Here is a 23,086-nt window from a genome sequence, read left to right as displayed (position 1 = left end):
GGCAACCGCCGTGGTCAACCGCCCTCCTCACAGGGTGCCGACTCACAGGATGTCGTAGGTCAGGTGCGTCGCGGTCGTTGTCGGGATCACGCTGCGCTGCACCAGCGTGCGGGGTACTCCTCCGGTGAACAGCGGCGTCCCGGCCCCCAGCACCACGGGCGCGAGGTGCAGTGTCAGGCCGTCGACCAGGCCGGCGTCGAGCGCCGAGCCGATCGTGGCGCCGCCGCCCATGAGGACGACGTCGAGCTCCTTGCCGCTGTCCGAAGCCGCCGCCTCGGCACGCTCGCGCGCGGCGGTGAGGGCGTCTGGCATACCGGTGGTGACGAACGTCCAGTCGAGGCCCGTGAGGCGCACCGACTCGGGCAGCGAGCTCGTCAGGACGACGAACGCGGGCTTGCCGACCTCACCGGCGCCGTATCCGAACGTGTCGTCCCAGCCGTTCGGCCCGTCGACCACGTCGAAGAGCCGACGGCCGAGGACGACGGCACCCGAGCGGGCGGTCGCATCACGCACGACCCGGTGGTCGTCGGGGTCATCGGAGAACACCCAGGTGTGCAGGGCTTCTCCGCCGGCGCCCAGACCCGCGCCCGGGCCGGGGTCGGGCCCGGTGACGAAGCCGTCGAGGGAGACCGAGATGTCAGCGATGATTCGGGTCATGTCAGGGCAGACCCGGTCCGCCGTCCGAACTCATCGGTCGCCCAGGGAGCGGGGCGGGCCCGGATGGGCCCCCGTCGGCCTCGGCCACACCGGTTGGCCTCAGCCTGCACCCGTCAACCCTCTGCCGTACCCGCCAGCCCCTCCTGCTCCCGTCGTTACCAGGAGCAGGAGGGCCCGCCGCTGGCGGTCTCAGGCGAGTCGTACGACCGCCCGGGACATGCCGAGGACCTTCTGGCCGGCGCTGGTGACCGTCAGGTCGACGCGAACCGCGTTGTCGTCGAGCTTGGCCGCCACCTTGCCGCTGACCTCGATCACGGCGCCCTGGCCGTCGTCCGGGACCACGACGGGCCTGGTGAACCGGACGCCGTACTCCACGACCGCACCCGGGTCGCCGGTCCAGTCGGTGACCACACGGATCGCCTCGGCCATGGTGAACATGCCGTGCGCGATGACGTCCGGCAGGCCCACCTCCTTGGCGAACTTCTCGTTCCAGTGGATCGGGTTGAAGTCGCCGGAGGCGCCCGCGTACCGCACGAGGGTGGCGCGGTCCACGGGGAAGCTCCGCACGGGCAGTTCGGTGCCGACCTCGACGTCGGCGTACGCGACCTTCGCCGTCATGGGAGCCGTCCCGGGCTGCTTCACGGACTGCGCCGTGGGCTGTGTCGTGGGCTGTGTCGATGGCTGTGTCATGGGACGCTCACGCCTCCTCTGCCGCGCGGGCCACGAGCTTGGTCCAGGCGGTCACGACGTGCTCGCCGGCCTCGTCGTGGACCTCGCCGCGGATGTCCAGGATGTCGTTGCCCGCCATCGACTTGATCGCCTCGATGGTCGAGGTGACCGTGAGCCGGTCACCGGCGCGCACCGGACGGGCGTAAGCGAACTTCTGGTCGCCGTGCACCACCCGGCTGTAGTCCAGGCCGAGCTGCGGGTCCTCGATGACCTGACCCGCCGCCCTGAACGTGATCGAGAACACGAAGGTCGGCGGAGCGATCACGTCCGGATGACCGAGCGCCTTCGCGGCCGCCGTGTCCGTGTACGCCGGGTTGGCGTCACCCACCGCCTCCGCGAACTCGCGGATCTTCTCCCGGCCCACCTCGTAGGGCGCGGTCGGCGGATACGTCCGCCCCACGAACGACTGGTCGAGCGCCATGGACTCGCAACCTCCTGCTGCTCGCTTGCGGCTATTGGTGAGCTGGGTGAGCTAGGTGAACTATGGGTTGGGGTGGCCGGCCTGCGGGTGCCGGTGCCGCCTCGGCACCGTTGCCCAAAACGACACGAGGCCGCCCCCAAGCCTCGGGGACGGCCTCGTGTACGAGCCTGTTTTATCGCGTTTCGCGGTGCGCGGTGTGCGCGTTGCAACGCGGGCAGTGCTTCTTCATCTCCAGTCGGTCCGGGTTGTTACGCCGGTTCTTCTTGGTGATGTAGTTCCGCTCCTTGCACTCCACGCAGGCCAGCGTGATCTTCGGGCGGACGTCGGTGGCAGCCACGTGAGTGCTCCTTGACGAACGGATTGATGGTATTAACGCAGGAAAGAGTAGCCGATTGAAGGACCGACCCCGCAATCGGCTACTGAAAGTAGCGGTGACCGGACTTGAACCGGTGACACAGCGATTATGAGCCGCTTGCTCTACCGACTGAGCTACACCGCTGTGATGCGATCGGGCCCCGCCTCGCGACGGGTACCTCTCACACCAGAGCCCCAAAACGGAATCGAACCGTTGACCTTCTCCTTACCATGGAGACGCTCTGCCGACTGAGCTATTGGGGCGAGCGATGAAGACATTACACGGTCGCCCGCCGTTCGCCCAAATCCGTTTCGCCGCCCCTGTCCCAGCCCGTCCCCCCGTCCGTCCTCGCCTCGTCCTCGCCCCGTCCCAGTCCCGTTCCACGCCTCGCCTCGCCCCGCCCCCTCCTTGCCCCCGCCCTCCCCGCCCAGACCTGTCGGCCTCCCGCCCACCCGTCCCCGGGGGGCCTCCAGCGGGCCATCGACACAGCGGACCGCACCGGTACGACTATTGCGCTCCTCCGCGCCACGGGCTGATCACCGTCCTAGGCTCGCCTCACTCTGCGTGATCTTGCGTCCCACCACTGCGCAGTCCCGAGCCCAGAGGAGCGCGATGCCCGACAGCCAGCCGCAGCCGCCCCACTCGCCCTCCCCCTCGGACCCCGCCGACCGCGGCTCGCTCCTGCTGTCCGGGGCGCGGCTCACCGACGGCCGGACCGTGGACGTACGGCTGTACGGCGGGCGCATCGAGGCGGTCGGCACGGCCGGCAGTCTGACGCCGGCGCACCCGCCCGGCCCCGGCGCCCGAGTGGACCTCACCGGCTACCTGCTCCTCCCCGCCCCGGCCGAACCCCACGTCCACGGCGACACGGCACTGACGGCCGGCACCGCGGGCCCCGTCTCCTACGACCCCCTGGACGTCCAGCGCCGGGCCACCGAGGCCGCCCTGCTCCAGCTGGGGCACGGGGCGACCGCGCTACGGGCCCACGTGCGTGTGGGCGACGTCGCGGGGCTCGGCGCGCTGACCGCCGTACTGCGGGCGCGGCGCTCGCTGCGCGGGCTGGCGGAGCTGACCGCGGTGGCGATGCCCCGGGTGCTGACCGGCGTGGCGGGGGCCGACGGGGTAGCGATACTGCGGGACGCGGTCAAGATGGGCGCGGACGTGGTGGGCGGGTGTCCGGACCTGGACCCCGATCCGACCGGGTACGTGGAAGCTGCCCTGGAGGTCGCCGCCGAGCACGGCTGTCCGGTCGACCTGCACACGGACGCCGCCGACCCGGCGCGGCTGGCCCGGCTGACGGCGATGGCGGGCGGGCTGCGCCCCGGAGTGACCTTCGGCCCGTGCGACGGCCTGGGCCGGCTGCCCGCCGAGGCGGCCTCCCGGGCCGCGGACCAGCTCGCGGCGGCCGGAGTGACGGTCGTGTGCCTGCCGCAGGGCGTCTGCGGAGCCGTCGACCACCGCGACGGCACCGCTCCGGTACGGCTGTTGCGTGCGGCCGGGGTACGGGTCGCCGCCGGGAGCGGTGCGCTGCGGGATGTGTCCAACCCGGTCGGGCGCGGTGACCCCCTGGAGGCGGCCTACCTGCTGGCCTCGTGCCACGGGCTGGGCCCCGAGGACGCGTACGACGCGGTGAGCGCGGCGGCGCGGGCGGCCCTGGGGCTGCCCGAGGTACGGGTCGAGGCGGGCTTTCCGGCCGAGCTCCTCGCGGTACGCGGTGACCGCCTGGCGGGGGCGCTCTCACTGGCGTACAGCCGGATCGTGGTGCACCGGGGGCGCGTGGTGGCGCGGACCAGCGCGGTACGGGAGTACGGCGACTCGACGACCGCGACGGATCTCGGGCTGCCTCGGCAGGGGCGCGGGGGACGTGGGGGCTGTGGGGAAGCGTCCTGAGGGAGCGCGGTGCGCGTCCGGTGGGACGCGGGCGTCCGGTGCGGCGGGGACGGGCGTCCCTGCGGTGCGTTGGGAACGGACAACGCTCCGATGCGATGGGATGCGGCGTCCGGTGGGGGTGCGGCGTCCGGTGGGGATGCGGTGTCCCGTGGCATGCGGCGTCCCGTGGCATGCGGAGTCCGGTGGCATGCGGAGTCCGGTGGGATGCGGCCGAAGTCGTGCGGCGCGGGCGGCCGTCGGGGCGTACGGTCGAAGACATGCGCATTGTCATCGCTGGTGGTCATGGACAGATCGCGCTGCGGCTGGAGCGCTTGCTCGCCGCGCGTGGCGACGAGGCGGCGGGCATCATCCGCAAGGCCGAGCAGGCCGACGATCTGCGTGCGGTCGGCGCCGAACCGGTCGTGCTCGACCTGGAGTCGGCCTCGGTCGAGGAGGTCGCGGAGCGGCTGGAGGGCGCGGACGCGGCGGTCTTCGCGGCCGGCGCGGGCCCCGGAAGCGGAGCGGCCCGCAAGGACACCGTGGACAAGGCGGCAGCCGTCCTCTTCGCGGACGCGGCGGTCCGGTCGGGCGTGCGGCGCCTGGTGGTCGTGTCCTCCATGGGCGCGGACCCGCACCACGAGGGAGACGAGATCTTCGACGTCTACCAGCGCGCCAAGGGCGAGGCCGACGCATACGTGCGTTCGCTGGACGCGCTGGACTGGACGATCCTGCGCCCGGGCGCGCTGACGGACGACGCCGGCACCGGCCTCGTACGCCTGGAGGCCCACACCGGCCGAGGCCCGGTCCCGCGCGACGACGTGGCCGCAGTACTGGCGGAACTGGTCGACACCCCGGCCACGAACGGCCTGACTCTGGAGCTGATCAGCGGTTCGACGCCCGTGTCGGTGGCGGTGAAGTCGGTGGCCGGCAACTGAGCGCACGAGGTGCGCGGAGCTCCCCGGCACGGACGGTCAGAACAGCGGCAACTGCCCTGGAAAGTCAGGGACTACGTACCCGTCCAGAGACGGCTGCACCGCATCGAGTTGCGCCGGCCGACGCGACCCCGGGCAGGAGACCAGCTCGCCGCTCCGCCGCACCCCGGGCGGATCATGACGCGCGTACCGCCCCGCGACGACGGCGATCTCGCGACGGCACTCGGGGCAGGTTCTGCGACGGGAGGAGGAGTCGGCCATGGCACCAGTCTGCCCGCAGCACGAGCTCCGTTTCGGGACACCACATCGCGCCCACCCATGACGAGAGGCCCCGTGACCTACCGTTCAGGCAGGTCACGGGGCCTCTCGTTCCCGTGTGGCGGCGCCAGGATTCGAACCTGGGAAGGCTGAGCCGGCAGATTTACAGTCTGCTCCCTTTGGCCGCTCGGGCACACCGCCGGGGTTCGCTGCCCGTCGACCCGCCTTCCGGCGGTGCTCCGTGGCAACGACGTAAACAATACCTGATGTGGAGGGGTGCTTCGCCACCCGATTGATCGCCGCTGGAGTGGCGGCGGGTGGCTAGGCTGGTCCGAATGCGGCCGAGGACCCCTGCGGGGCTCGGCGGCCGCCGTTGTACGCCGGTACGGAGCCGATACGCGGCCCGACACGCACCCAGATACAAGGAGCCACAGGACATGGCCGACTCCAGTTTCGACATCGTCTCGAAGGTCGAGCGGCAGGAGGTCGACAACGCCCTCAACCAGGCCGCCAAGGAGATCTCGCAGCGCTACGACTTCAAGGGCGTGGGCGCCTCGATCTCCTGGTCCGGCGAGAAGATCCTCATGGAGGCCAACTCCGAGGACCGGGTGAACGCTGTCCTCGACGTCTTCCAGTCCAAGCTGATCAAGCGCGGCATCTCGCTGAAGGCTCTGGACGCGGGCGAGCCCCAGCTCTCCGGCAAGGAGTACAAGATCTTCGCGTCGATCGAGGAGGGCATTTCCCAGGAGAACGCGAAGAAGGTGGCCAAGCTCATCCGCGACGAGGGCCCCAAGGGTGTGAAGGCCCAGGTGCAGGGCGAGGAGCTGCGGGTCACCTCCAAGAGCCGGGACGACCTGCAGGCCGTGATCGCCCTGCTGAAGGGCCAGGACTTCGACTTCGCTCTGCAGTTCGTGAACTACCGGTGAGCTGCTGAGCCGGCGCCTCGACGACGCGCGAAACGCCAGGCGCGGGAACGGCCCCCGCTGACGAGGAAGGGCGGGCACATAGGTGCCTGCCCTTCCTCGTCCGGTGTTCGTCCCGGTGTTCGTCCCGGTGCTCGGCCGCTGTCCGTCGGCCGGCCGTGGTTCCGGCGTGGTCAGTCGCGGGAGTTGCCGAACAGGAGCCGGTAGGCGATCAGGAGCACCAGGGAACCGCCGATGGCCGCCGCCCAGGTGGCACCGTCGTAAAAGTCCTTGCTGACCGGGTGGTCCAGCCAGCGGGCCGATATCCAGCCGCCGGTGAACGCCCCTGCGATGCCGATGAGGGTCGTGCCCACGAGCCCTCCCGGGTCGCGGCCCGGCAGCAGGAACTTGGCGATGGCTCCGGCCAACAGTCCGAGGATGATCCAGCCGATGACGGTCATGCCGTGTCCCTGCCCTTTCTCGCTGTGCCCGCGCTGTCCCCTCGCTGTGGGCTCGTCCTCCGCGCGTGTTCATGTCCTGCTGGTGAGGAAGACGTTCCGATCACGCCCGGTGGTTGCGCTGATCAGTGTGGTGTGATCACCGGCCGGGCTCCTGTCGGCCGTGCCGTGTCTCAGGGTGCCCGCACGGGCGCTGTAGGTGTCGTCGTGGGCCTTCTCGCCGTGCGGGTGGGGAAGTCGGTCCACGGAGCCAGCTCCAGTCCCTCGTTGGCCTCCTCGTACCAGCCCGTGCCTTCGATCCAGGCGCGCAGCCAGTCCGAGAGGCTCGGGGCGTCGACGAACCAGGCCTGGTCGACGTCTCCGGGGTTGGGCTCGAAGAGCAGAACGGTGGCCTGCGGGGAGCGGCAGTCCACGCACGCGTACATCGCGCAGCCCCAGTGGGATATCGGCAGAACTCCCTCGGGCCAGGGCCAGTCTGGGTCCTTCAGCGCGCCCTCGCGGTTGGCGAGGTACTGGGCCACCGCGGCGGGCTCGCCTGAAGGCGAGCTGTCGAGCAGGGGCAGCAGACCGTACTCGGGGCCGAACCCACCGTCCCCTATCCGCGAGTAGAGCTCGGCGAGCAGGGGTGGGAGGGAGAAGCCCAGGGCGGCCTCGGCACGGGCCGACGTCGCCTCGTCCACGGGCTCGGGCAGGGAAGCCCAGCCCCACGAACGGGTGTTGCGTGCCTTGGCGGCCACCCGTGCCAGCAACTGCTCGTTCTCGGTCATGGGCTCATGATGCAGGTCGCCACCGACAGTCGGGCGGGCCTGTGGACAACCCTGCGGTTGTGCAGAAGCGACGGGTTCCTACCAGCCGGTCCTTTGCGTACCGGCGGTAGCCGTGAACGGCTGGTCCGTCCGGACGATCTCGCGTCCCATCGGGAGCAGCGAGACCGGGATCAGCTTGAAGTTGGCGATGCCGAGCGGGATGCCGATGATCGTGACGCACAACGCGATGCCGGTGACGATGTGGCCGATGGCGAGCCACCAGCCGGCGAGGACCAGCCAGAGCACGTTGCCGATGCAGGAGGGTGCTCCCGCGTCGCGGCGCTCGACCGCCGTGTACCCGAAGGGCCACAGCGCGTAGACACCGATGCGGAAGGCCGCGATGCCGAATGGGATTCCGATGATCGTGATGCAGAGCAGCGCGCCCGCGACCAGGTAGCCGAGGAACAGCCAGAAGCCGCTGAGCACGAGCCAAATGACGTTGAGGATGGTCTTCACTGCTGACGACCTGCCATCTTTTCGAGTCGGGCGATTCGCTCCGCCATCGGCGGGTGGGTGGAGAACATCTTCGAGAGCCCCTGTCCCGGCCTGAACGGATTCGCGATCATCATGTGGCTGGCGGTCTCGATCCTGGGCTCCGGGGGCAGCGGAAGCTGCTTCGTGCCCAGTTCCAGTTTGCGCAGGGCGCCGGCGAGGGCGATCGGGTCCCCCGTGAGCTGGGCACCGGAGGCGTCGGCCTCGTACTCCCTGGAGCGGCTGATCGCCAGTTGGATGACGGAGGCGGCGAGCGGACCGAGGATCATGATGAGGAGCATGCCCAGCAAACCGGGTCCGTCATCGTCGTTCGAGCGGCCGATGGGGATAAGCCAGGCGAAGTTGACCAGGAACATGATCACGGAGGCCAGGGCGCCGGCGACGGAGGAGATCAGGATGTCGCGGTTGTAGACGTGACTCAGCTCGTGTCCGATGACGCCGCGCAGTTCTCGCTCGTCGAGCAGGCGCATGATGCCCTCGGTGCAGCACACGGCCGCGTTGCGCGGGTTGCGGCCGGTCGCGAAGGCGTTCGGTGCCTCCGTCGGGGAGATGTACAGGCGCGGCATGGGCTGGCGCGCCTGGGTGGAGAGCTCGCGGACCATGCGGTACAGCGCCGGGGCCTCGAACTCGCTGACCGGCCGGGCGCGCATCGCGCGCAGCGCGAGCTTGTCGCTGTTCCAGTACGCGTACGCGTTCGTGCCCAGGGCGACGAGGACGGCGACGACGAGCCCCGCTCGGCCGAAGAAGCTGCCGATGACGATGATGAGCGCGGACAGTCCCCCGAGGAGTACTGCGGTCCTGAGCCCGTTGTGCCGGCGGTGCACGGTACGCCCTCCAAGTGGTGCAGCAGGGGAACCCTTTGCTTGCTGGTGTCGCTCGCTGTGGTTGCTTCCTGGTCTCCGTCGCCACCGGTGCCGTGGCGTCACGTCCAGTGGACCCTTCCGTACTGGTCAACGCCAGGCGAGGGCCGCCAGTTCCCTGGCGTCCGCGGCAGCGCGGGTGGTCCGAACGGGTGACGGCCGCGCGGCGTCCGGCACGCGCGCGTGGAGACCGGGTGCCGGACGCGCGCGTGTGTGAAGCGGCCGCTGCTCAGAAGAGCCCGGTGTCGGCGAAGCGCAGGATGAGCTGAGGCGCTCCCGAGAGGGCGACTGCGAGGACCGCGGTCACGGTGATCGCCGCCGTGAGAGGGGCGGGGACCCGGTGCTTCTCGGTCGCGTCGGCGGGCGCCCGGAACAGCAGGGCAGTCCATTGGAGGTAGTAGAACAGCGCGATGACGACGTTGACGGCCATGACGACGGCCAGCCAGCCGAGCCCCGCGTCGACGGCCGCGGAGAAGACCGTGACCTTGGCGAAGAGGCCGATGATGCCGGGTGGCAGTCCGGCGAGGCTGAGCAGGAAGAACGCCAGGGCCAGGGCGGTCAGCGGGTTGGACGCGTACAGGCCGCGGTAGTCGGCGACCCGGTTCCGGGACTTCGTACGGCTCACGAGCGCGGCCACCGCGAAGGCGCCGAGGTTCACCGCGGCGTACATGAGGGCGTAGGCGACGGTGGAGCCGATCGAGCGCTCGGGGTCGTCGGAGTACGCGGCGGCGGCGAGCGGCACCAGGAGGTAGCCGGCCTGGCCGACGGACGACCAGGCGAGCAGGCGTACCGCGCTGTACGCGCGCGTGGCCTGCTGGCGGAGGGCTCCGACGTTGCCGACGGTCATGGTGAGCGCGGCCAGTGCCGCGAGGGCCGGTCCCCAGACGTCGGCGTAGGACGGGAGGGCGATGACTGTGACGAGGATCAGGCCGGTGAAACCGACCGCCTTGCCGACCACGGACAGGTAGGCGGCGATCGGCAGGGGCGCGCCCACATATGTGTCGGGCACCCAGAAGTGGAAGGGCACTGCGGCCGTCTTGAAGGCGAAGCCGACGAGCGTGAGGACGACGCCGCTCTGGGCGAGCGTGGTGAGCTGTCCGTCGACGTGCTGGATGCGTTCGGCCACCTGGGTGAGGTAGAGGGTGCCGGTGGAGGCGTACACGAAGCTGATGCCCATGAGGCTGACCGCGGTGGCGGTGACCGACGACAGGAAGAACTTCAGGGCCGCTTCGGAGGACCGTCGGTCGCCCTGCCGCAGGCCCACGAGGGCGAAGGCGGGCAGGGAGGCGACCTCCAGGGCGACGATGAGAGTCGCGAGGTCGCGGGAGGCCGGCAGGAGCGCGGCGCCGGCCGCGGAGGAGAGCAGCAGGAACCAGAACTCGCCCTCGGGGAGTCCGCGGTCGGCGTCCTTGACGGCGGTGACGGACAGCAGGGCGGTCAGGAGAGCCCCGCCGAGCACCAGGAACTGGATGGCGAGGGTGAAGGTGTCCGCGGTGTAGCTGCAGACGTCGGCGTCGCCGGTCAGGCAGAACGTCGAACGGTCGCCGTTCACCAGGGGCAGCAGCATGAGCGCGGCGACGGCGAGTCCGGCGACCGAAACCCAGCCGAGCAGCGGCTTGCGGGCGTCCTTGAGGAACAGGTCGACGATCAGGACGAGGAGTCCGACGACGGCGGCGATGGTGGGTGGCGCGATGGCGAGCCAGTCGACGGACTGGACGAGGTTCTGGGCCGGTGGCGCCGCCACGAGCTGGGCCGGGTAGCTCATCGGGTGCCTCCTGAGAGGAGCTGCTGCACGGCCGGGTCGGTCAGCCCGAGCAGGACCTTGGGCCAGAGTCCGGCGACGACGGTGAGGGCGACGAGCGGCGTCCAGGCGGCGAACTCGTACGTGCGTACGTCGGTGATCTTCGGGGCTTCCCGCGGTACGGCGCCCATGCAGACGCGGCGGACCACGATCAGCATGTAGGCGGCGGTCAGCAGGGTGCCGAACGCGGCGACGGCCATGAACGTGAGGTATGCGGGGCGGCTGAGGTCGTCGTGGGGGTCGAAGGCGCCGAACAGGGCCAGCATCTCCCCCCAGAATCCGGCCAGGCCCGGCAGGCCGAGCGAGGCGACCGCCGCGAAGGCGAGCAGGCCACCGAGGCGCGGTGCCTTGCCGTACAGGGCTGCTCCGGTCTCCTCGGCGAGGGTGTCGAGGTCGGTGGTGCCGGTGCGGTCCTTGAGGGCACCGACGACGAAGAAGAGCAGGCCGGTGATGAGGCCGTGGGCGATGTTGGCGAACAGGGCGCCGTTCACGCCGGTCGGGGTCATGGTCGAGATGCCGAGCAGGACGAAGCCCATGTGGCCGACGGAGGAGTAGGCGATGAGGCGCTTGAGGTCGCCCTTCGCGCCCCGTTTGGCGAGGGCCAGGCAGGCCAGTGAGCCGTAGATGATACCGACGACCGCGAAGGCGGCGAGGTAGGGCGCGAAGGTCTGGAAACCGTCCGGCGCGGCCGGGAGGAGAATCCGGACGAAACCGTACGTACCCATCTTGAGCAGGACACCGGCCAGCAGGACCGAACCGACGGTCGGCGCGGCCGTGTGGGCGTCGGGCAGCCAGCTGTGCAGCGGCCACATCGGGGTCTTGACCGCGAGCCCGATCCCGATCGCCAGAACGGCGGTGACCTGCACGGATGTGGTGAGGGACCGGCCATTGTCAGTGGCGAGTGCCACCATGTCGAACGTGCCCGCCGTGATTCCGATCAGGAGCAGGCCGAGCAGCATGACGACGGAGCCGAGGAGCGTGTAGAGGATGAATTTCCAGGCGGCCCCGGCCCGTCCCTCGCCGCCCCAGCGGGCGATGAGGAAGTACATCGGGATGAGGACCATCTCGAAGGCGAGGAAGAACAGGATCAGGTCGAGGACGGCGAAGGTCGCGAGAGTGCCGGACTCCAGGACGAGCAGCAGTGCGACGAAGGCCTTCGGGCTCGGGCCCGCGGGCATCTTGAAGTACGTGTAGAGCGCGCACAGGAAGGTCAGGAGCGCGGTCAGGACCAGCAGGGGGAGGGAGATGCCGTCGATGCCGAGGTGGATGCGTACGTCGAGTGCGGGGATCCAGCTGATGTCCGTGCTGGCCTGCATCTTCGATGGATGGTCGTGGTCGAAGCCGAGGACGAGGACGATCGCGGCGATGAGGACGGCCCCGGTGACGGTGACGCCGTGCCGGAGGACTGCCTGGTCGGGCGACTTCCCCTTCAGCCCGGGCGGGGCCGGCAGGAGAGCGGCGGCGGCGCCCAGGAGCGGGCCGACGACGATCAACGCCAGAAGGAACTGCATCACGGACTCGTTGATATCGATCACGCCTGCTCACGCTCCCGTGGCGACGAGGACGGCGGCGACCGCGAGGACGACGGTGCCGGCGAGCAGCGCGCTCACATAGGTCTGCACATTGCCGGTCTGGGCCCGTCGTACGGCGGCGCCGAGCCAGCGGGGCAGGGTTCCCGCCCCGCGTACGTAGGTGTCGACGACCTCGCGGTCGAGGAACCGGACGAGGCTCGCGCCGGCCTGGACCGGGCGGACGAAGAGAGTCGCGTACACCGTGTCCAGGTGGAAGCCGACGGCAGCGTGCCGGTGCAGCGGCCCCAGCAGGAGTCGTCCGGGGTCCGACGGGTCGTGGGCGTGGGCGACGTCTCCGTAGGCGGGTTTGTGGCTGGCGATGGCCTCGGCCTCCACCAGCGCGGCGTCGCCCTCCGGGTGGGCCGCGACGGCGCCCAGCGGCGTGCGGTCCGCGAGCGCCGTGGTCTGGCGCCAGGCGGCGTAGGTGACGATGCCGCCGACCAGGGCCACGCCCGTGCCGAGCACGGAGGTGGTGAGGGTGGGAGTGAGGTCGTGACCGTCGAACCAGTCGGGCAGCAGGCGGAAGGCGAGCCCACCGAGAGCGAGCGAGGGGAGGGCCAGCACCCAGAGCACGGCGTTCATGGCCACTGGCTGCTTGCCGTGGTCGGGTGCCTCGGCGCCCCGCCCGCGGAAGACCAGCAGCCACAGACGCGTCGCGTACGCAGCGGTGAGCAGGGCCGTGACCAGGCCGGCGACGAGGACGGTCCAGCCCGCGGCGCCGGGCGCCTGCCCGGTGTGGCCGGTGGCGACGTGCTCCGCGGCGCCGAGGACGGACTCCTTGGAGAAGAAGCCGCTGAAGGGCGGGATCGCGGCGAGCGCGAGCAGCGCCACGGTCATCGTCCAGTAGGCGTCCGGGACCCGGTCGCGCAGGCCCCGCATGCGGGACATGGCGGCCAGCGAGTTGGTGCCGGCGGCGTGGATGATCACGCCGGCGCCGAGGAACAGCAGCGCCTTGAAGGCGCCGTGCGAAAGGAGGTGGAAGACGGCGGCACCGCGGTCGCCGGCGGCGAGGGCGCCGGTCATGTAACCGAGCTGCCCGATGGTCGAGTAGGCGAGGACGCGCTTGATGTCGTCCTGGGCGAGCGCGGCGAGGGCCGAGCCGACCATCGTGACCGCGGCCATCACGGCGAGGACGACCATCGCGGCCCGTGAGGCCTGGAACAGCGGAAGGAGCCGGGCGACGAAGTAGACGCCGGCGGCGACCATCGTCGCGGCGTGGATCAGCGCGGAGACGGGCGTCGGGCCCGCCATCGCGTCGGGGAGCCAGGTGTGCAACGGGAACTGCGCCGACTTGCCCGCGACACCGGCCAGGAGCAGCAGGGCGATCAGCGTCGGATGGTCGAGTGAGCCGTTCGCGACCGCGCCGAGGATCGTGGTGATGCGGAAGGAGCCGGCCTCGGTGGCCAGCGCCAGCAGGCCGATCAGGAAGGGGACGTCACCGAGCTTGGTCACCAGGAAGGCCTTGAGGGAGGCGGCGCGCGCCTCGGGGGTCTCCCAGTAGTGGCCGACGAGGAAGTACGAGCAGATGCCCATGATCTCCCAGCCGACCAGCAGCACCATCAGGTCGCCCGAGTAGACGACGAGGAACATGGCGGAGGTGAACAGGGAGACGAGAGCGGCGTACGAGGCGTAGCGGGGATCGTCGCGCAGGTAGCCCGTCGAGTAGATCTGCACACAGGTGGCGACGCAGCCGACCAGTACGGCGACGAGGGCGGCGAAGCCGTCGATGTGCAGGGCGAGTTCGATGGGGACCGAACCGGTGGGCGTCAGCTCCGTGACGGCGTCGACGGCCCGGCCACCGCCCTGACGGGACGCGACCAGCACGGCGAGGACGAGAGCCGCCAGCATCGGCAGGACCGCGAGCGGGCGGACGAACCCGGGCGCCGTACGTCCCAGGAGGAGGCCGGCGGCTGCCCCTAGGAAGGGGAGAAGGGGGACGAGTACGGCGAGGGTGGTCGTGGTCACGCGGTGGCCTCTGCCTTCTCGGCGGCCGTCCCGGTCGCGGGGGCATCGGTGTCGGGGCCGTCCGGCTCTTGGCCCTCGGCGGTGTCGCGGAGCTTGTCGATGTCGGAGGTGCCGCGGTTGCGGTGGACGGCGAGCACGATCGCCAGGCCGATGCCGATCTCGGCGGCCGCGATGGCGATCGTGAACAGGGTCAGGGCCTGGCCTGAGTGCAGGGTCTCCTCGGCGGCCTTGCTGAGCCAGACGTCGAAGGCGACCAGATTGAGGTTGACGGCGTTGAGCATCAGCTCGACCGACATCAGCACCAGGATCGCGTTGCGGCGGGCGAGGACGCCGTACAGGCCCGTGCAGAACAGGAGGACGGAGAGAACGGCGGGATAGGCGAGGTGCATCAGCGGACACCACCCTGGCCGGAGCCGTTCGGGTCGGCCGGCCGGCCGGCGTCGGTCGTAGGACTGGCCGCGTCGGTCGTAGGACTGGCGCCGGTCGTAGGACTGGCGGCGTCGGTCGTACGGCGTGGGGCAGCGGCACGGCTGGTGCCGGTTGCTCGGCCGGCGCCGGCCGAGCGGTCCGCCTTGGCCTTGCGGGAGAGGACGATGGCGCCGACCAGGGCGGCGAGGAGGAGGACGGAGAGGGCCTCGAAGGGGAGGACCCAGTTCTGGAAGAGACTCGCCCCGGTCACGGCCGTGGAGCCGGCGGCCGGGCCGTCCAGGGCGATCCACGTGGTACGGAAAGCGTCGACGACGACCCACACCAGGGCCGCGGCGGCGGCGACGGCCACGGTGAGGGCGGCCCAGCGGTTGCCGGAGTCGGCGTCCGGGGACCGGCCGATGGGGGCCCTGGTGAGCATCAGGCCGAACAGGATGAGGACGACGACGGCACCGACGTAGATGAGGACCTGCACCCACGCGATGAACTCCGCGGTGAGCAGCAGGTACTCGACGGCGAGCCCGCCGAGGGCCACGACCAGCCACAGGGCCGCATGGACGAGCTGCCGGGTCGTGACGGTGACGACGGCGGCGCCGAAGGTGACGAGGCCGACGAGGAGGAAGGCGATCTCCACGCCGGTCGGGGAGAGAAAGCCCTGGGATTCGGCGGCCTTGGTCGTGTAGTCCGCGGCGAGGTGGCCGACGGTCGTTGCGAGGGTCATTCCCAGTCCTCCCGCTCCGGCTGGTCCGATGTGGGCTTGGACGGATCCGGCGTCGGCCTCGGCTGGTCCGTCTGCTGCTTGGAGGCGCCCATCGGACGGGTTGGCTGCTCGGCGGCGCGGACCTGCTCGTCGGCGTGCGGTTCGCTCGCCCGGTCCGCCTCCTGGTGGGCGGACTCCTGCTGAGCGGTCTCCTGCTGAGCGGTCTCCTGCTGAGCGGCCAGCTTGTCGGCGGTCTTGCGGGCTGCGGCGAGTTCCTTCGGTTCCTCAGCACCGGGGTCGAGGGCGGGCGGTGCCGGAACCGTCCACATCCACTCCCGGAGCTTGTCGCGTTCGTGGGTGAGGTCACGGATGTCCGTCTCGGAGTATTCGAACTCCGGGGACCAGAACAGGGCGTCGAAAGGACAGACCTCGATGCAGATGCCGCAGTACATGCACAGGGAGAAGTCGATGGCGAAGCGGTCGAGGACGTTGCGGCTGCGGTCGCGTCCTGCGGGCGTCGCCGCCGGGACCGTCTCCTTGTGGGAGTCGATGTAGATGCACCAGTCGGGGCACTCGCGGGCGCACAGCATGCAGACCGTGCAGTTCTCCTCGAACAGACCGATCACACCGCGGGTGCGGGGCGGGAGCTCGGGCTGGGCGTCGGGGTACTGCTCGGTGACGGTCTTCTTCGTCATCGTGCGGAGGGTGACGGCCAGGCCCTTGGCCAGGCCCGAGCCGGGGATCGACAGGCGGGGCCCGGAGGGCGTCGCTGCGGGGCGGTGGTCGGACGACGAGTGGGACATGGTTACTGGATCACCACCTTGACGATGCCGGTGAGGGCGATCTGGGCGAGAGAGAGGGGGACGAGGAGGGTCCAGGAAAGCCTCTGGAGCTGGTCCTCGCGCAGGCGCGGGTAGGTCACGCGCAGCCAGATCACGACGAAGGCGAGGACGGCCGTCTTCAGCAGGGTCCACACCCAGCCGAGGCCGTCGGCGCCCCAGGGGCCGTGCCAGCCGCCCAGGAAGAGGACGGTGGTCAGCCCGCACAGGACGACGATCCCGGCGTACTCGGCGAGGAGGAAGAGGGCGAAGCGCAGGCCGGTGTACTCGGTGTAGGCGCCGAAGATGATCTCCGAGTCGGCGACCGGCATGTCGAAGGGGGGCCGTTGCAGTTCGGCCAGCCCGGCGACGAAGAAGACGATCGCGCCGACGATCTGCCAGGGCAGCCACCACCACTCGAAGGCGTCGAGGATCCCGACGAGCGAGACGGTGCCGGCGGCCATGGCCACCGAGGCCGCAGTGAGCAGCATCGGCAGTTCGTACGCGAGGAGCTGGGCGGCCGTCCGCAGGCCGCCGAGGAGGGAGTACTTGTTGGCGGACGCCCAGCCTGCCATGAGCGAGCCGAGGACGCCCACGCCCATGACGGCGAGGACGAAGAAGATGCCCGCATCGACGACCTGGCCGACCGCGCCTTCTCCTGGGCCGATGGGGATGGCCAGGAGAACCAGTAGGTACGGCAGCAGGGCCACGGCGGGGGCGAGCTGGAAGATGCGGCGGTCCGCGTCGGCGGGGACCACGTCCTCCTTCTGCGCGAACTTCACGCCGTCCGCGACGAGCTGGGCCCAGCCGTGGAAACCACCCGCGTACATCGGGCCCAGGCGGCCCTGCATGTGGGCCATCACCTTGTGCTCGGTCTGGCCGACGAGCAGGGGGAAGGTGAGGAAGACGGCGAAGACGACGAGGAGGCGCAGGGTGACGTCGAGCGCGTCGTTCACTGCGAGCCTCCTGGCGGTTTCGGGCGGTCTTGGTTGTGCTTGTGGTTGTGGTTGTGGTTGTGGTTGTGGTTGTGGTTCTGGAGGGTGTCGGAGTCGTCGGGTGTCTGCGGGTCTCCGGGAGCTCGTGGCTCTCCGGCGGCCTGCGGCTCATCGGTAGTGCCGGACTCGTCGGAGGTGCCGGACTCGTCGGTGGTGCCGGACTCGTTCGTGGCTTCTGTCGCTTGCGTTGTTTCTGTCGCTTGCGTCGCTCCCGCGGCTTGGGGCGCTTCCGAGCTTGCGGCCGGCTTGGGGCCTGGGGACGCCTCGGCGTCCTGCCCGGCTTCCGGCTCCTGTCCTCCCGGCCCGTGTCCCGGCACCGGCTCCTGGCCCTGTTCCCGCTCTTGCCCGTGCCCGGGCCTTTGCTCGGCCGTGGCGCCCGGGGCCCTGTTCGTCCGCGGTCCGGACCCGTGAAGCGACTCCGGCCCGCCCTCGCCGAAGGCAGGACGGGCGTGGTGCCACGGGGCATCCGGGCTGCGGGGTGTGAAAGGGGCGGCCTTCGGGGCCGGTTCCTCGGTGCGCGGGGACGTGGCGGGGTCGTCGCCGACAGGGGTGGTCGGACCGGCGGCCGTCTGGTCTGGCGCCCCGGCATCGGAGGTGGAGCGCTGACTCACCGAGCCCTCGGACACGCTCCTGGCACGTCGGGAACCTGCGGTACCGCCCGATCCGGCCCGCTGCGACGCCGAGCCCTCACCGGCGCTGCGCGCGCGTCGAGTCGGCGGGGCGGTCTCCCCACCGACGCCCTGCCCAGCCGATTCCGGCCCAGTAGATTCCTGCCCAGCCGATGCCTGCCCTGTCGACGCCTGCCCAGCCGAGTTCCGCCCGGATGTTGCCGACTCAGCCGGTTCCCGCCCGGACGCTGCCGACTCGGCCGTTCCCCGCTCAGCCGCTGTCTCCACGGTGGGCTTGTCCGCCGGAGCGTCCGTCCGTTGGGACGCCGAGCCCTCGCTCGCGCTTCGCGCGCGCCGGGCCGGTGGGGCGGCAGACGGTTCGGTGGCGGGGGGCGTCTGGCTGGCGGAACCCTCGCCGGCCGTGCGGGAGCGGCGGGGGGTGGCGGGGGCGTCGGTGCCGGGCACCGACTGGCTGGCGGAACCCTCGCCGGCCGTGCGGGTCCGGCGGGCCGGGCGGTCACCTGCCGCGCGGGCCGGACGCTCCCCAGCCGCCCGCCCCGCCCCACGTGCGGGGCGGGCCGGAGCGGGAGGCAGCTGTCCCTTCAACGGGCCCCATTCGTTGGGGTCGGGGACGCCAGGCGGCAGCATTTGGCGGCGCCGGGGGCCGCCGTGGTCGGACTCGCCCGGCTCCTTGGCCCCGGGCCAGGCCTTGGCCACGCGGGCGGCGAGGACGAAGTCCTTCCGCAGGGGATGGCCCTCGAAGCCCTCCGGCAGGAGCAGGTGGTCCAGCGCGGGGTGGTTCTCGAAGGTGACGCCGAACATCTCATGGGTCTCGCGCTCGTGCCAGGCAGCGCCCGCGTACACCGCGACAGCGGTGGGCAGGACCGGGGCCTCGTGCGGGACCGTCGTGCGCAGGAGCAGCCGGCGCACGGGGCCGAGGGCCGCGACGTGCGCCGCGACGCGGAACCCCGTGCCCGGTTCGTCGACCGCGCTCAGCCAGTCGAAGTACGTGCAGCCCAGCCGGTCACGCGCGGTCTCCAGGGCGGAGATCCAGGATGCCGGCGGCACGTCCACGGTCAGGAGGCCGTACGACTCCTCGGCCGTGGCCTGCGTACCGAAGAGTTCCTCGGCGCCGGCGGGCAGCCAGCCGACCGCGGTCATCGGGCCTCCCCCGAGCGCGAGCCCTGGTCCACGGCGGAGTCCGGGGCCGGGCCCGGGGACGTATCCGGGGACGTATCCGGAGCCGAGTCCGGAGCCGTGTCCGGGGCAGGTGGCCGCACCAGGCCGCTCCGCAGCGCGGCCGCCGACGGCCGGGGCGAAGTGCCGTACCGCTCCCCCAGCGACTCGCGCGCGATCTTCTCCTGGAGTTTCAGGATCCCCTGGAGGAGCGCCTCGGGGCGCGGCGGACAGCCGGGGACGTAGACGTCGACCGGGATGATCTGGTCGACGCCCTTGGTCACGGAGTAGGAGTCCCAGTAGGGGCCGCCGCAGTTGGAGCAGGCGCCGAAGGAGATGACGTACTTCGGCTCGGGCATCTGCTCGTACAGGCGCTTGACGGCCGGCGCCATCTTGTCGGTGACCGTGCCGGAGACCACCATCAGGTCGGCCTGGCGGGGGCCCGGCGCGAACGGGATGACGCCGAGCCGGATGAAGTCGTGGCGCGCCATCGAAGCGGCGATGAACTCGATCGCGCAGCAGGCGAGGCCGAAGTTGAAGACCCACAGGGAGTACCGGCGGCCCCAGTTCAGGACGACCTTCATGGGTTCCGGGGCGAGACGGGCGAGCGCGCCGAGCCGCTTGGGCTCCGGGAGCGGCACGGGTTCGGCGGGATTCACGTCCATGACAGGACGCCCTTCCTGTATGCGTACAACAGACCCACGGCGAGGAATCCGAGGAAGATGAACATCTCCACGAGGGTTGTCGCTCCGTAACCAGGATCGGCGAAGACCGTCGCCCAGGGGAAGAGGAAGATCGAGTCGACCGCGAAGATGACGTAGAGAAACGCGTAGACGTAGTAGCGGACCTGGGTGTGGGCCCAGCCGCCGCCGACGGGGTCGACACCGCACTCGTACGTCAGCAGCTTCTCGGGAGTCGGGACCACGGGCCGCAGCAGGCGCCCGGCCCCGAATGCGACGGCGACGAAGAGCACGCCCACGACGGCGAGCAGTCCGACGACCGAGTAGGACTGGAAATAGTCCGCGGCGAGCCCGACGGTCGGTTCCGGCACGTGCGTCCCTCGCTCCCTGTCCTGAACGCTGTTGTTCGACGATCTGTGCGTACGGGAGTCTAGGCCCTGATAAAGAGACGGTAAGCAGCCCGTCACACCTTGGGACGCGGGGGGTGGGGTTTTCCTCAGTACATCCTGGCGGTCCACCTCATGGCGCGGCGTCGTGCCGCACGGCACGCTGACTCGTATGACCGAACGCCTCTCGACATCGAATCCCGCCGGTACCACCGGCGCAGCGACCGGAGACCGCCTGCCGCCGGCCCGTTTCGCCTACGACCGGCACACCTGGAAGGAGATCGCCCACCTGCTGGCGAATCTCCCGGCATCGCTGATCGGATTCACGTACGTCGTGACGATGCTGGCCGTCGGCGCCGGGTTGACGGCCACGGTGATCGGGTTGCCGCTGCTGGCGGCCGGGCTTCTGGGCGCGCGGCAGTTGGGCAAGCTGGAGCGGGCGCGTGCCCGGGCACTGCTCGGAGTGCGGGTGGACGAGCCGAGCCGGCTGCCGTGGCGGAGCGGGGACGGGTTCTTCGCACAGTTGTGGATGGCGTTGAAGGATCCGGTGGGCTGGCGCACCGTCCTGTACGACTTCATACGGCTCCCTTGGGGCATCCTCACCTTCGTCGTCACGTTGACGTCGTTGTTCGTGCTGTGGCCGGTGCTGCCGTTCATCGCGCGGGGCCTGGCCAACGCCGACCGGGCGATGGTGCGCGGGTTGCTGTCCCCCTCCGACGAGCTGGAGCGGCGGATCGCCGAGCTGGAGTCGGACCGGGGGGTCGTGGTGGACACGGCGGCGGCCGACCTGCGGCGCATCGAGCGCGACCTGCACGACGGGGCACAGGCCCGCCTGGTCAACCTGGCCATGGGGCTGGGTCTGGCGAAGGAGAAGCTCCTGGAGGATCCCGACACGGCGGCGGCCATGGTCGACGAAGCGCACGGCGAGGTGAAGCTGGCCCTGCGGGAGCTGCGAGACCTGGCTCGCGGCATCCACCCCGCCGTCCTGACCGACCGCGGCCTGGACGCGGCGCTGTCCTCGGTCGCCTCCCGCTGCACCGTGCCGGTCAAGGTGACCGTCGACCTGGCGGAGCGCCCCGCGGCGGCCATCGAGGGCATCTCCTACTTCACCGTCTCGGAGCTGCTGCAGAACGTCAGCAAGCACAGCGGGGCGAGGTCCGCCTCCGTGGAGGTGTGGCGGTCGTCCGACCGACTGCTCATACAGGTGGAGGACGACGGCCGCGGAGGCGCACGCCTCGACGGCGGTACGGGTATGAGGGGCCTCGCGGACCGGCTGACCGCCGTCGACGGTCTCTTCGTCGTCGACTCGCCGGAGGGCGGCCCGACGACGGTGACGGCCGAGCTGCCCTGGCGCGACCGTGAGGCCGCCGGCAGCACCGCCGACGCCGCCTCCCGGGCCTCCGGCCCTAGGTGACCCCGCGCCTCCGGCCCTGGGTGACCCCGCGCCTCCGGCCCTGGGTGACTCCGCGCCTCCGGCCCTGGGTGACGGGTCACGAGGCAGCGGGGCATCGCCTCCCGACCCCGGGGTGGGGAAAACCCCCCTCCTGAGACGCCGACGAGCTCCATGGCCCGTGGGTGTGCGGTCGAGGAGGGTGGAGTTACGACGGCACAGCCGTAGGACGAGGAGAGGGACGGCACCGATGGCCACGGATTACGGACAGGATTACGGGTTCGGGAGCGGTTCCGGCCACGGGGACGCCGGTGCTCGACGTCACCGGCTGCCGGCGGGTCTGCGGGCACCCCTCGAGGCACGCAGTTGGCGCGAGTTCGGCTTTGTGCTGCTGAGCCTGCCGATCGGCGTCCTGCTCTTCACGTACGCCGTCACGATGGTGTCGCTGGGAGCGGGCCTGCTGGTGACGTTCCTGGGGGTCCCGGTGCTGGCGGCGGCACTCGCCGGGTGCCGGGGCTTCGGCGCGATGGAGCGGGCGCGGGCCCGTGCCCTGCTGGGACTGCGGGTGTCCGACCCGGAGCCGCTGCGGCTGAAGAAGCGGGGTGCGATGGGCTGGATAGGTGCCGTGCTCAAGAGCGGCGCCTCCTGGCGGAGCCTGCTGTACGCGGTGCTGCAGTTCCCGTGGTCGGTGTTCTCGTTCGTCGTGGCCGTGAACGTCTGGGCGTTCGGCTGGGCGATGCTGACGTACCCGCTGTGGTTCTGGGTGTTCCCCATGTACGCGGGCCAGGACGGGCTCCAGCTGTATGGCGACGAAACACACCGGGTCTACCTGGACAACCCCTTCGAGATCACCGTGACCGCCCTGGTCGGGCTGCTGTTCACGCTGGCGACGCCGTGGATCGTCCGGGCGCTGACCACGGTGGACCGGCTGATGGTGCACGGGCTGCTCGGGCCGTCGCGGCTGGCGACGCGGGTGGTGGAGCTGGAGTCGGACCGGGGCGTCGTGGTGGACACGGCGGCGGCCGACCTGCGGCGCATCGAGCGCGACCTGCACGACGGGGCACAGGCCCGCCTGGTCAACCTGGCCATGGATCTGGGTCTGGCCAAGGAGAAGCTGAGGGAGGACCCGCGCGCGGCGGCGGTCATGGTGGGCGAGGCGCACGGCGAGGTGAAGACGGCGCTCCAGGAGCTGCGGGACCTGGCCCGGGGCATTCATCCCGCCGTCCTGACCGACCGCGGCCTGGACGCGGCGCTGTCCTCGGTGGCGTCCCGCTGCACCGTGCCGGTGCGGGTGGAGGTGGATCTGGTGGAGCGGCCGGCGTCGGCGATCGAGGGGATCGCGTACTTCACGGTGTCGGAGCTGCTGCAGAACATCAGCAAGCACGCACGGGCCACGTCGGCCGCCGTGGAGGTCTGGCGGGTGGAGAACCGACTGATGCTTCAGGTCGTGGACGACGGCGTGGGAGGAGCGGACGCGTCGGCGGGGTCGGGGCTGGCGGGACTGGCCGAGCGGCTCGACGCGGTGGACGGGATCCTCGTGGTGGACTCGCCGGCCGGCGGACCGACACGGGTGACCGCGGAGCTGCCGTGGCGGAGCGAGCCGGTGACCAGGTGATCCGCCGCGGGACCGTAGTAGAGAGAGGTGCCGCACCGCCCAGTCGACCGGGAAGCCCATTGGCCGCCTCAAGGCCCCCCTGGCAGCGACCAGGCCGCCTCAAGGCCACCCCCCTGGCAGCCAGGCCGCCTCAAGGCCACCCCCCTGGCAGCCAGGCCGCCTCAAGGCCACCCCCCTGGCAGCCAGGCCGCCTCAAGGCCACCCCCCTGGCAGCCA

Annotated in this window: 24 protein-coding genes and 3 tRNA genes; 5 read left to right on the top strand and 22 right to left on the bottom strand. The window is 71.1% G+C overall.

Features of this window, described 5'->3' with window-relative positions; translation table 11 throughout:
- Window positions 1–42: 42 nt before the first annotated feature.
- The 6 genes from ACZ4V1_RS05210 to ACZ4V1_RS05185 form a co-directional block, all read right to left on the bottom strand.
- Entirely contained in the window at window positions 43–657 is a 615-nt protein-coding gene (locus ACZ4V1_RS05210; RefSeq protein WP_468329591.1) for a dihydrofolate reductase family protein, read from the bottom strand.
- A 189-nt stretch (window positions 658–846) separates the two neighbouring features.
- Complete coding sequence (locus ACZ4V1_RS05205; protein ID WP_468329588.1) at window positions 847–1,275, bottom strand: MaoC family dehydratase; 429 nt, start codon at window positions 1,273–1,275, stop codon at window positions 847–849.
- Between the two features lie 79 nt (window positions 1,276–1,354).
- Window positions 1,355–1,807 (bottom strand): FAS1-like dehydratase domain-containing protein, encoded by a 453-nt coding sequence (locus ACZ4V1_RS05200; protein WP_468329585.1) that lies wholly within the window; start codon window positions 1,805–1,807, stop codon window positions 1,355–1,357.
- Between the two features lie 172 nt (window positions 1,808–1,979).
- Window positions 1,980–2,144 (bottom strand): 50S ribosomal protein L33, encoded by a 165-nt coding sequence (gene rpmG, locus ACZ4V1_RS05195; RefSeq protein ID WP_003948671.1) that lies wholly within the window; start codon window positions 2,142–2,144, stop codon window positions 1,980–1,982.
- Between the two features lie 89 nt (window positions 2,145–2,233).
- A tRNA-Met gene (locus ACZ4V1_RS05190) sits at window positions 2,234–2,306 on the bottom strand.
- 46 nt (window positions 2,307–2,352) lie between these two features.
- Window positions 2,353–2,425, bottom strand: a tRNA-Thr gene (locus ACZ4V1_RS05185).
- Window positions 2,426–2,774: 349 nt separating this feature from the next.
- Here ACZ4V1_RS05185 and ACZ4V1_RS05180 point away from each other — a divergent pair.
- The gene (locus ACZ4V1_RS05180; protein WP_468329582.1) at window positions 2,775–4,052 is read left to right on the top strand and encodes an amidohydrolase family protein; all 1,278 of its coding nucleotides are present in this window, start codon (window positions 2,775–2,777) and stop codon (window positions 4,050–4,052) included.
- A gap of 257 nt (window positions 4,053–4,309) precedes the next feature.
- Entirely contained in the window at window positions 4,310–4,966 is a 657-nt protein-coding gene (locus ACZ4V1_RS05175; protein ID WP_468329579.1) for an NAD(P)H-binding protein, read from the top strand.
- Window positions 4,967–5,002: 36 nt separating this feature from the next.
- Here the strand turns inward: ACZ4V1_RS05175 and ACZ4V1_RS05170 are convergent, their stop codons facing one another.
- Both ACZ4V1_RS05170 and ACZ4V1_RS05165 read right to left on the bottom strand, forming a co-directional pair.
- A complete protein-coding gene (locus ACZ4V1_RS05170) occupies window positions 5,003–5,224 on the bottom strand; it encodes a hypothetical protein (RefSeq protein WP_468329576.1) in 222 nt (73 codons plus the stop codon).
- A gap of 116 nt (window positions 5,225–5,340) precedes the next feature.
- Window positions 5,341–5,422, bottom strand: a tRNA-Tyr gene (locus tag ACZ4V1_RS05165).
- 236 nt (window positions 5,423–5,658) lie between these two features.
- Between ACZ4V1_RS05165 and ACZ4V1_RS05160 the strand changes: the two genes are divergently transcribed.
- Complete coding sequence (locus ACZ4V1_RS05160; protein WP_468329573.1) at window positions 5,659–6,147, top strand: YajQ family cyclic di-GMP-binding protein; 489 nt, start codon at window positions 5,659–5,661, stop codon at window positions 6,145–6,147.
- A gap of 170 nt (window positions 6,148–6,317) precedes the next feature.
- On the opposite strand, the gene ACZ4V1_RS05155 is transcribed toward ACZ4V1_RS05160, so the two are convergent.
- The 14 genes from ACZ4V1_RS05155 to ACZ4V1_RS05090 all read right to left on the bottom strand — a co-directional run bounded on the left by ACZ4V1_RS05155 (window position 6,318) and on the right by ACZ4V1_RS05090 (window position 19,850).
- On the bottom strand, window positions 6,318–6,584 hold the full coding sequence (locus ACZ4V1_RS05155) for a GlsB/YeaQ/YmgE family stress response membrane protein (RefSeq protein WP_468329569.1): 267 nt from the start codon (window positions 6,582–6,584) through the stop codon (window positions 6,318–6,320).
- A gap of 170 nt (window positions 6,585–6,754) precedes the next feature.
- Complete coding sequence (locus ACZ4V1_RS05150; protein WP_468329566.1) at window positions 6,755–7,348, bottom strand: SMI1/KNR4 family protein; 594 nt, start codon at window positions 7,346–7,348, stop codon at window positions 6,755–6,757.
- Window positions 7,349–7,426: 78 nt separating this feature from the next.
- Window positions 7,427–7,843, bottom strand: a complete 417-nt coding sequence (locus ACZ4V1_RS05145) for a YccF domain-containing protein (RefSeq protein ID WP_468329563.1) — start codon at window positions 7,841–7,843, stop codon at window positions 7,427–7,429.
- Window positions 7,840–8,703, bottom strand: coding sequence for a zinc metalloprotease HtpX (htpX, locus tag ACZ4V1_RS05140; protein ID WP_468329560.1), 864 nt, complete (start codon window positions 8,701–8,703; stop codon window positions 7,840–7,842). Before htpX ends, ACZ4V1_RS05145 begins: the two co-directional genes overlap by 4 nt.
- A gap of 265 nt (window positions 8,704–8,968) precedes the next feature.
- Complete coding sequence (locus ACZ4V1_RS05135; RefSeq protein ID WP_468329557.1) at window positions 8,969–10,504, bottom strand: NADH-quinone oxidoreductase subunit N; 1,536 nt, start codon at window positions 10,502–10,504, stop codon at window positions 8,969–8,971.
- Window positions 10,501–12,075 (bottom strand): complex I subunit 4 family protein, encoded by a 1,575-nt coding sequence (locus ACZ4V1_RS05130; RefSeq protein WP_468329554.1) that lies wholly within the window; start codon window positions 12,073–12,075, stop codon window positions 10,501–10,503. The genes ACZ4V1_RS05135 and ACZ4V1_RS05130 overlap by 4 nt, the downstream gene beginning before the upstream one ends.
- Before the next feature lie 6 nt (window positions 12,076–12,081).
- Window positions 12,082–14,076 (bottom strand): NADH-quinone oxidoreductase subunit 5 family protein, encoded by a 1,995-nt coding sequence (locus ACZ4V1_RS05125; RefSeq protein WP_468329551.1) that lies wholly within the window; start codon window positions 14,074–14,076, stop codon window positions 12,082–12,084.
- Window positions 14,073–14,465, bottom strand: coding sequence for an NADH-quinone oxidoreductase subunit NuoK (gene nuoK / locus ACZ4V1_RS05120; protein WP_468329548.1), 393 nt, complete (start codon window positions 14,463–14,465; stop codon window positions 14,073–14,075). Before nuoK ends, ACZ4V1_RS05125 begins: the two co-directional genes overlap by 4 nt.
- A complete protein-coding gene (locus ACZ4V1_RS05115; protein WP_468329545.1) occupies window positions 14,465–15,223 on the bottom strand; it encodes an NADH-quinone oxidoreductase subunit J family protein in 759 nt (252 codons plus the stop codon). The genes nuoK and ACZ4V1_RS05115 overlap by 1 nt, the downstream gene beginning before the upstream one ends.
- Window positions 15,220–16,005 carry a NuoI/complex I 23 kDa subunit family protein gene (locus tag ACZ4V1_RS05110; protein ID WP_468329543.1) on the bottom strand — a complete coding sequence of 262 codons (786 nt, stop codon included), beginning with the start codon at window positions 16,003–16,005 and terminating at the stop codon, window positions 15,220–15,222. The genes ACZ4V1_RS05115 and ACZ4V1_RS05110 overlap by 4 nt, the downstream gene beginning before the upstream one ends.
- A gap of 2 nt (window positions 16,006–16,007) precedes the next feature.
- Window positions 16,008–16,976, bottom strand: a complete 969-nt coding sequence (locus ACZ4V1_RS05105; protein ID WP_468329540.1) for a complex I subunit 1/NuoH family protein — start codon at window positions 16,974–16,976, stop codon at window positions 16,008–16,010.
- Window positions 16,973–18,784 carry an NADH-quinone oxidoreductase subunit C gene (locus tag ACZ4V1_RS05100; protein ID WP_468329537.1) on the bottom strand — a complete coding sequence of 604 codons (1,812 nt, stop codon included), beginning with the start codon at window positions 18,782–18,784 and terminating at the stop codon, window positions 16,973–16,975. The genes ACZ4V1_RS05105 and ACZ4V1_RS05100 overlap by 4 nt, the downstream gene beginning before the upstream one ends.
- Entirely contained in the window at window positions 18,781–19,464 is a 684-nt protein-coding gene (locus ACZ4V1_RS05095; RefSeq protein WP_468329534.1) for an NADH-quinone oxidoreductase subunit B, read from the bottom strand. The genes ACZ4V1_RS05100 and ACZ4V1_RS05095 overlap by 4 nt, the downstream gene beginning before the upstream one ends.
- Window positions 19,455–19,850 carry an NADH-quinone oxidoreductase subunit A gene (locus tag ACZ4V1_RS05090; protein WP_468329531.1) on the bottom strand — a complete coding sequence of 132 codons (396 nt, stop codon included), beginning with the start codon at window positions 19,848–19,850 and terminating at the stop codon, window positions 19,455–19,457. Before ACZ4V1_RS05090 ends, ACZ4V1_RS05095 begins: the two co-directional genes overlap by 10 nt.
- 187 nt (window positions 19,851–20,037) lie before the next feature.
- Here ACZ4V1_RS05090 and ACZ4V1_RS05085 point away from each other — a divergent pair, with 187 nt between their 5' ends.
- Window positions 20,038–21,279, top strand: coding sequence for a sensor histidine kinase (locus ACZ4V1_RS05085; RefSeq protein WP_468329528.1), 1,242 nt, complete (start codon window positions 20,038–20,040; stop codon window positions 21,277–21,279).
- 226 nt (window positions 21,280–21,505) lie between these two features.
- Complete coding sequence (locus tag ACZ4V1_RS05080) at window positions 21,506–22,870, top strand: sensor histidine kinase (protein ID WP_468329525.1); 1,365 nt, start codon at window positions 21,506–21,508, stop codon at window positions 22,868–22,870.
- The last annotated feature ends 216 nt before the right edge of the window (window positions 22,871–23,086 follow it).

It is taken from the genome of Streptomyces sp. NPDC028991 (assembly GCF_055564775.1).
This window is presented reverse-complemented; position numbering and strand designations above follow the sequence as displayed.

Bases quoted from the DNA above. Each gene is read 5' to 3' on its own strand.
- ACZ4V1_RS05115 (WP_468329545.1), bottom strand. From the start codon at position 15,223: ATGACCCTCGCAACGACCGTCGGCCACCTCGCCGCGGACTACACGACC.
- ACZ4V1_RS05080 (WP_468329525.1), top strand. From the start codon at position 21,506: ATGGCCACGGATTACGGACAGGATTACGGGTTCGGGAGCGGTTCCGGC.
- ACZ4V1_RS05170 (WP_468329576.1), bottom strand. From the start codon at position 5,224: ATGGCCGACTCCTCCTCCCGTCGCAGAACCTGCCCCGAGTGCCGTCGC.
- ACZ4V1_RS05110 (WP_468329543.1), bottom strand. From the start codon at position 16,005: ATGTCCCACTCGTCGTCCGACCACCGCCCCGCAGCGACGCCCTCCGGG.
- ACZ4V1_RS05175 (WP_468329579.1), top strand. From the start codon at position 4,310: ATGCGCATTGTCATCGCTGGTGGTCATGGACAGATCGCGCTGCGGCTG.
- ACZ4V1_RS05085 (WP_468329528.1), top strand. From the start codon at position 20,038: ATGACCGAACGCCTCTCGACATCGAATCCCGCCGGTACCACCGGCGCA.
- ACZ4V1_RS05200 (WP_468329585.1), bottom strand. From the start codon at position 1,807: ATGGCGCTCGACCAGTCGTTCGTGGGGCGGACGTATCCGCCGACCGCG.
- ACZ4V1_RS05135 (WP_468329557.1), bottom strand. From the start codon at position 10,504: ATGAGCTACCCGGCCCAGCTCGTGGCGGCGCCACCGGCCCAGAACCTC.
- ACZ4V1_RS05180 (WP_468329582.1), top strand. From the start codon at position 2,775: ATGCCCGACAGCCAGCCGCAGCCGCCCCACTCGCCCTCCCCCTCGGAC.
- nuoK (WP_468329548.1), bottom strand. From the start codon at position 14,465: ATGCACCTCGCCTATCCCGCCGTTCTCTCCGTCCTCCTGTTCTGCACG.
- ACZ4V1_RS05155 (WP_468329569.1), bottom strand. From the start codon at position 6,584: ATGACCGTCATCGGCTGGATCATCCTCGGACTGTTGGCCGGAGCCATC.
- ACZ4V1_RS05150 (WP_468329566.1), bottom strand. From the start codon at position 7,348: ATGACCGAGAACGAGCAGTTGCTGGCACGGGTGGCCGCCAAGGCACGC.
- ACZ4V1_RS05210 (WP_468329591.1), bottom strand. From the start codon at position 657: ATGACCCGAATCATCGCTGACATCTCGGTCTCCCTCGACGGCTTCGTC.
- ACZ4V1_RS05095 (WP_468329534.1), bottom strand. From the start codon at position 19,464: ATGGACGTGAATCCCGCCGAACCCGTGCCGCTCCCGGAGCCCAAGCGG.
- ACZ4V1_RS05160 (WP_468329573.1), top strand. From the start codon at position 5,659: ATGGCCGACTCCAGTTTCGACATCGTCTCGAAGGTCGAGCGGCAGGAG.
- ACZ4V1_RS05100 (WP_468329537.1), bottom strand. From the start codon at position 18,784: ATGACCGCGGTCGGCTGGCTGCCCGCCGGCGCCGAGGAACTCTTCGGT.
- ACZ4V1_RS05205 (WP_468329588.1), bottom strand. From the start codon at position 1,275: ATGACGGCGAAGGTCGCGTACGCCGACGTCGAGGTCGGCACCGAACTG.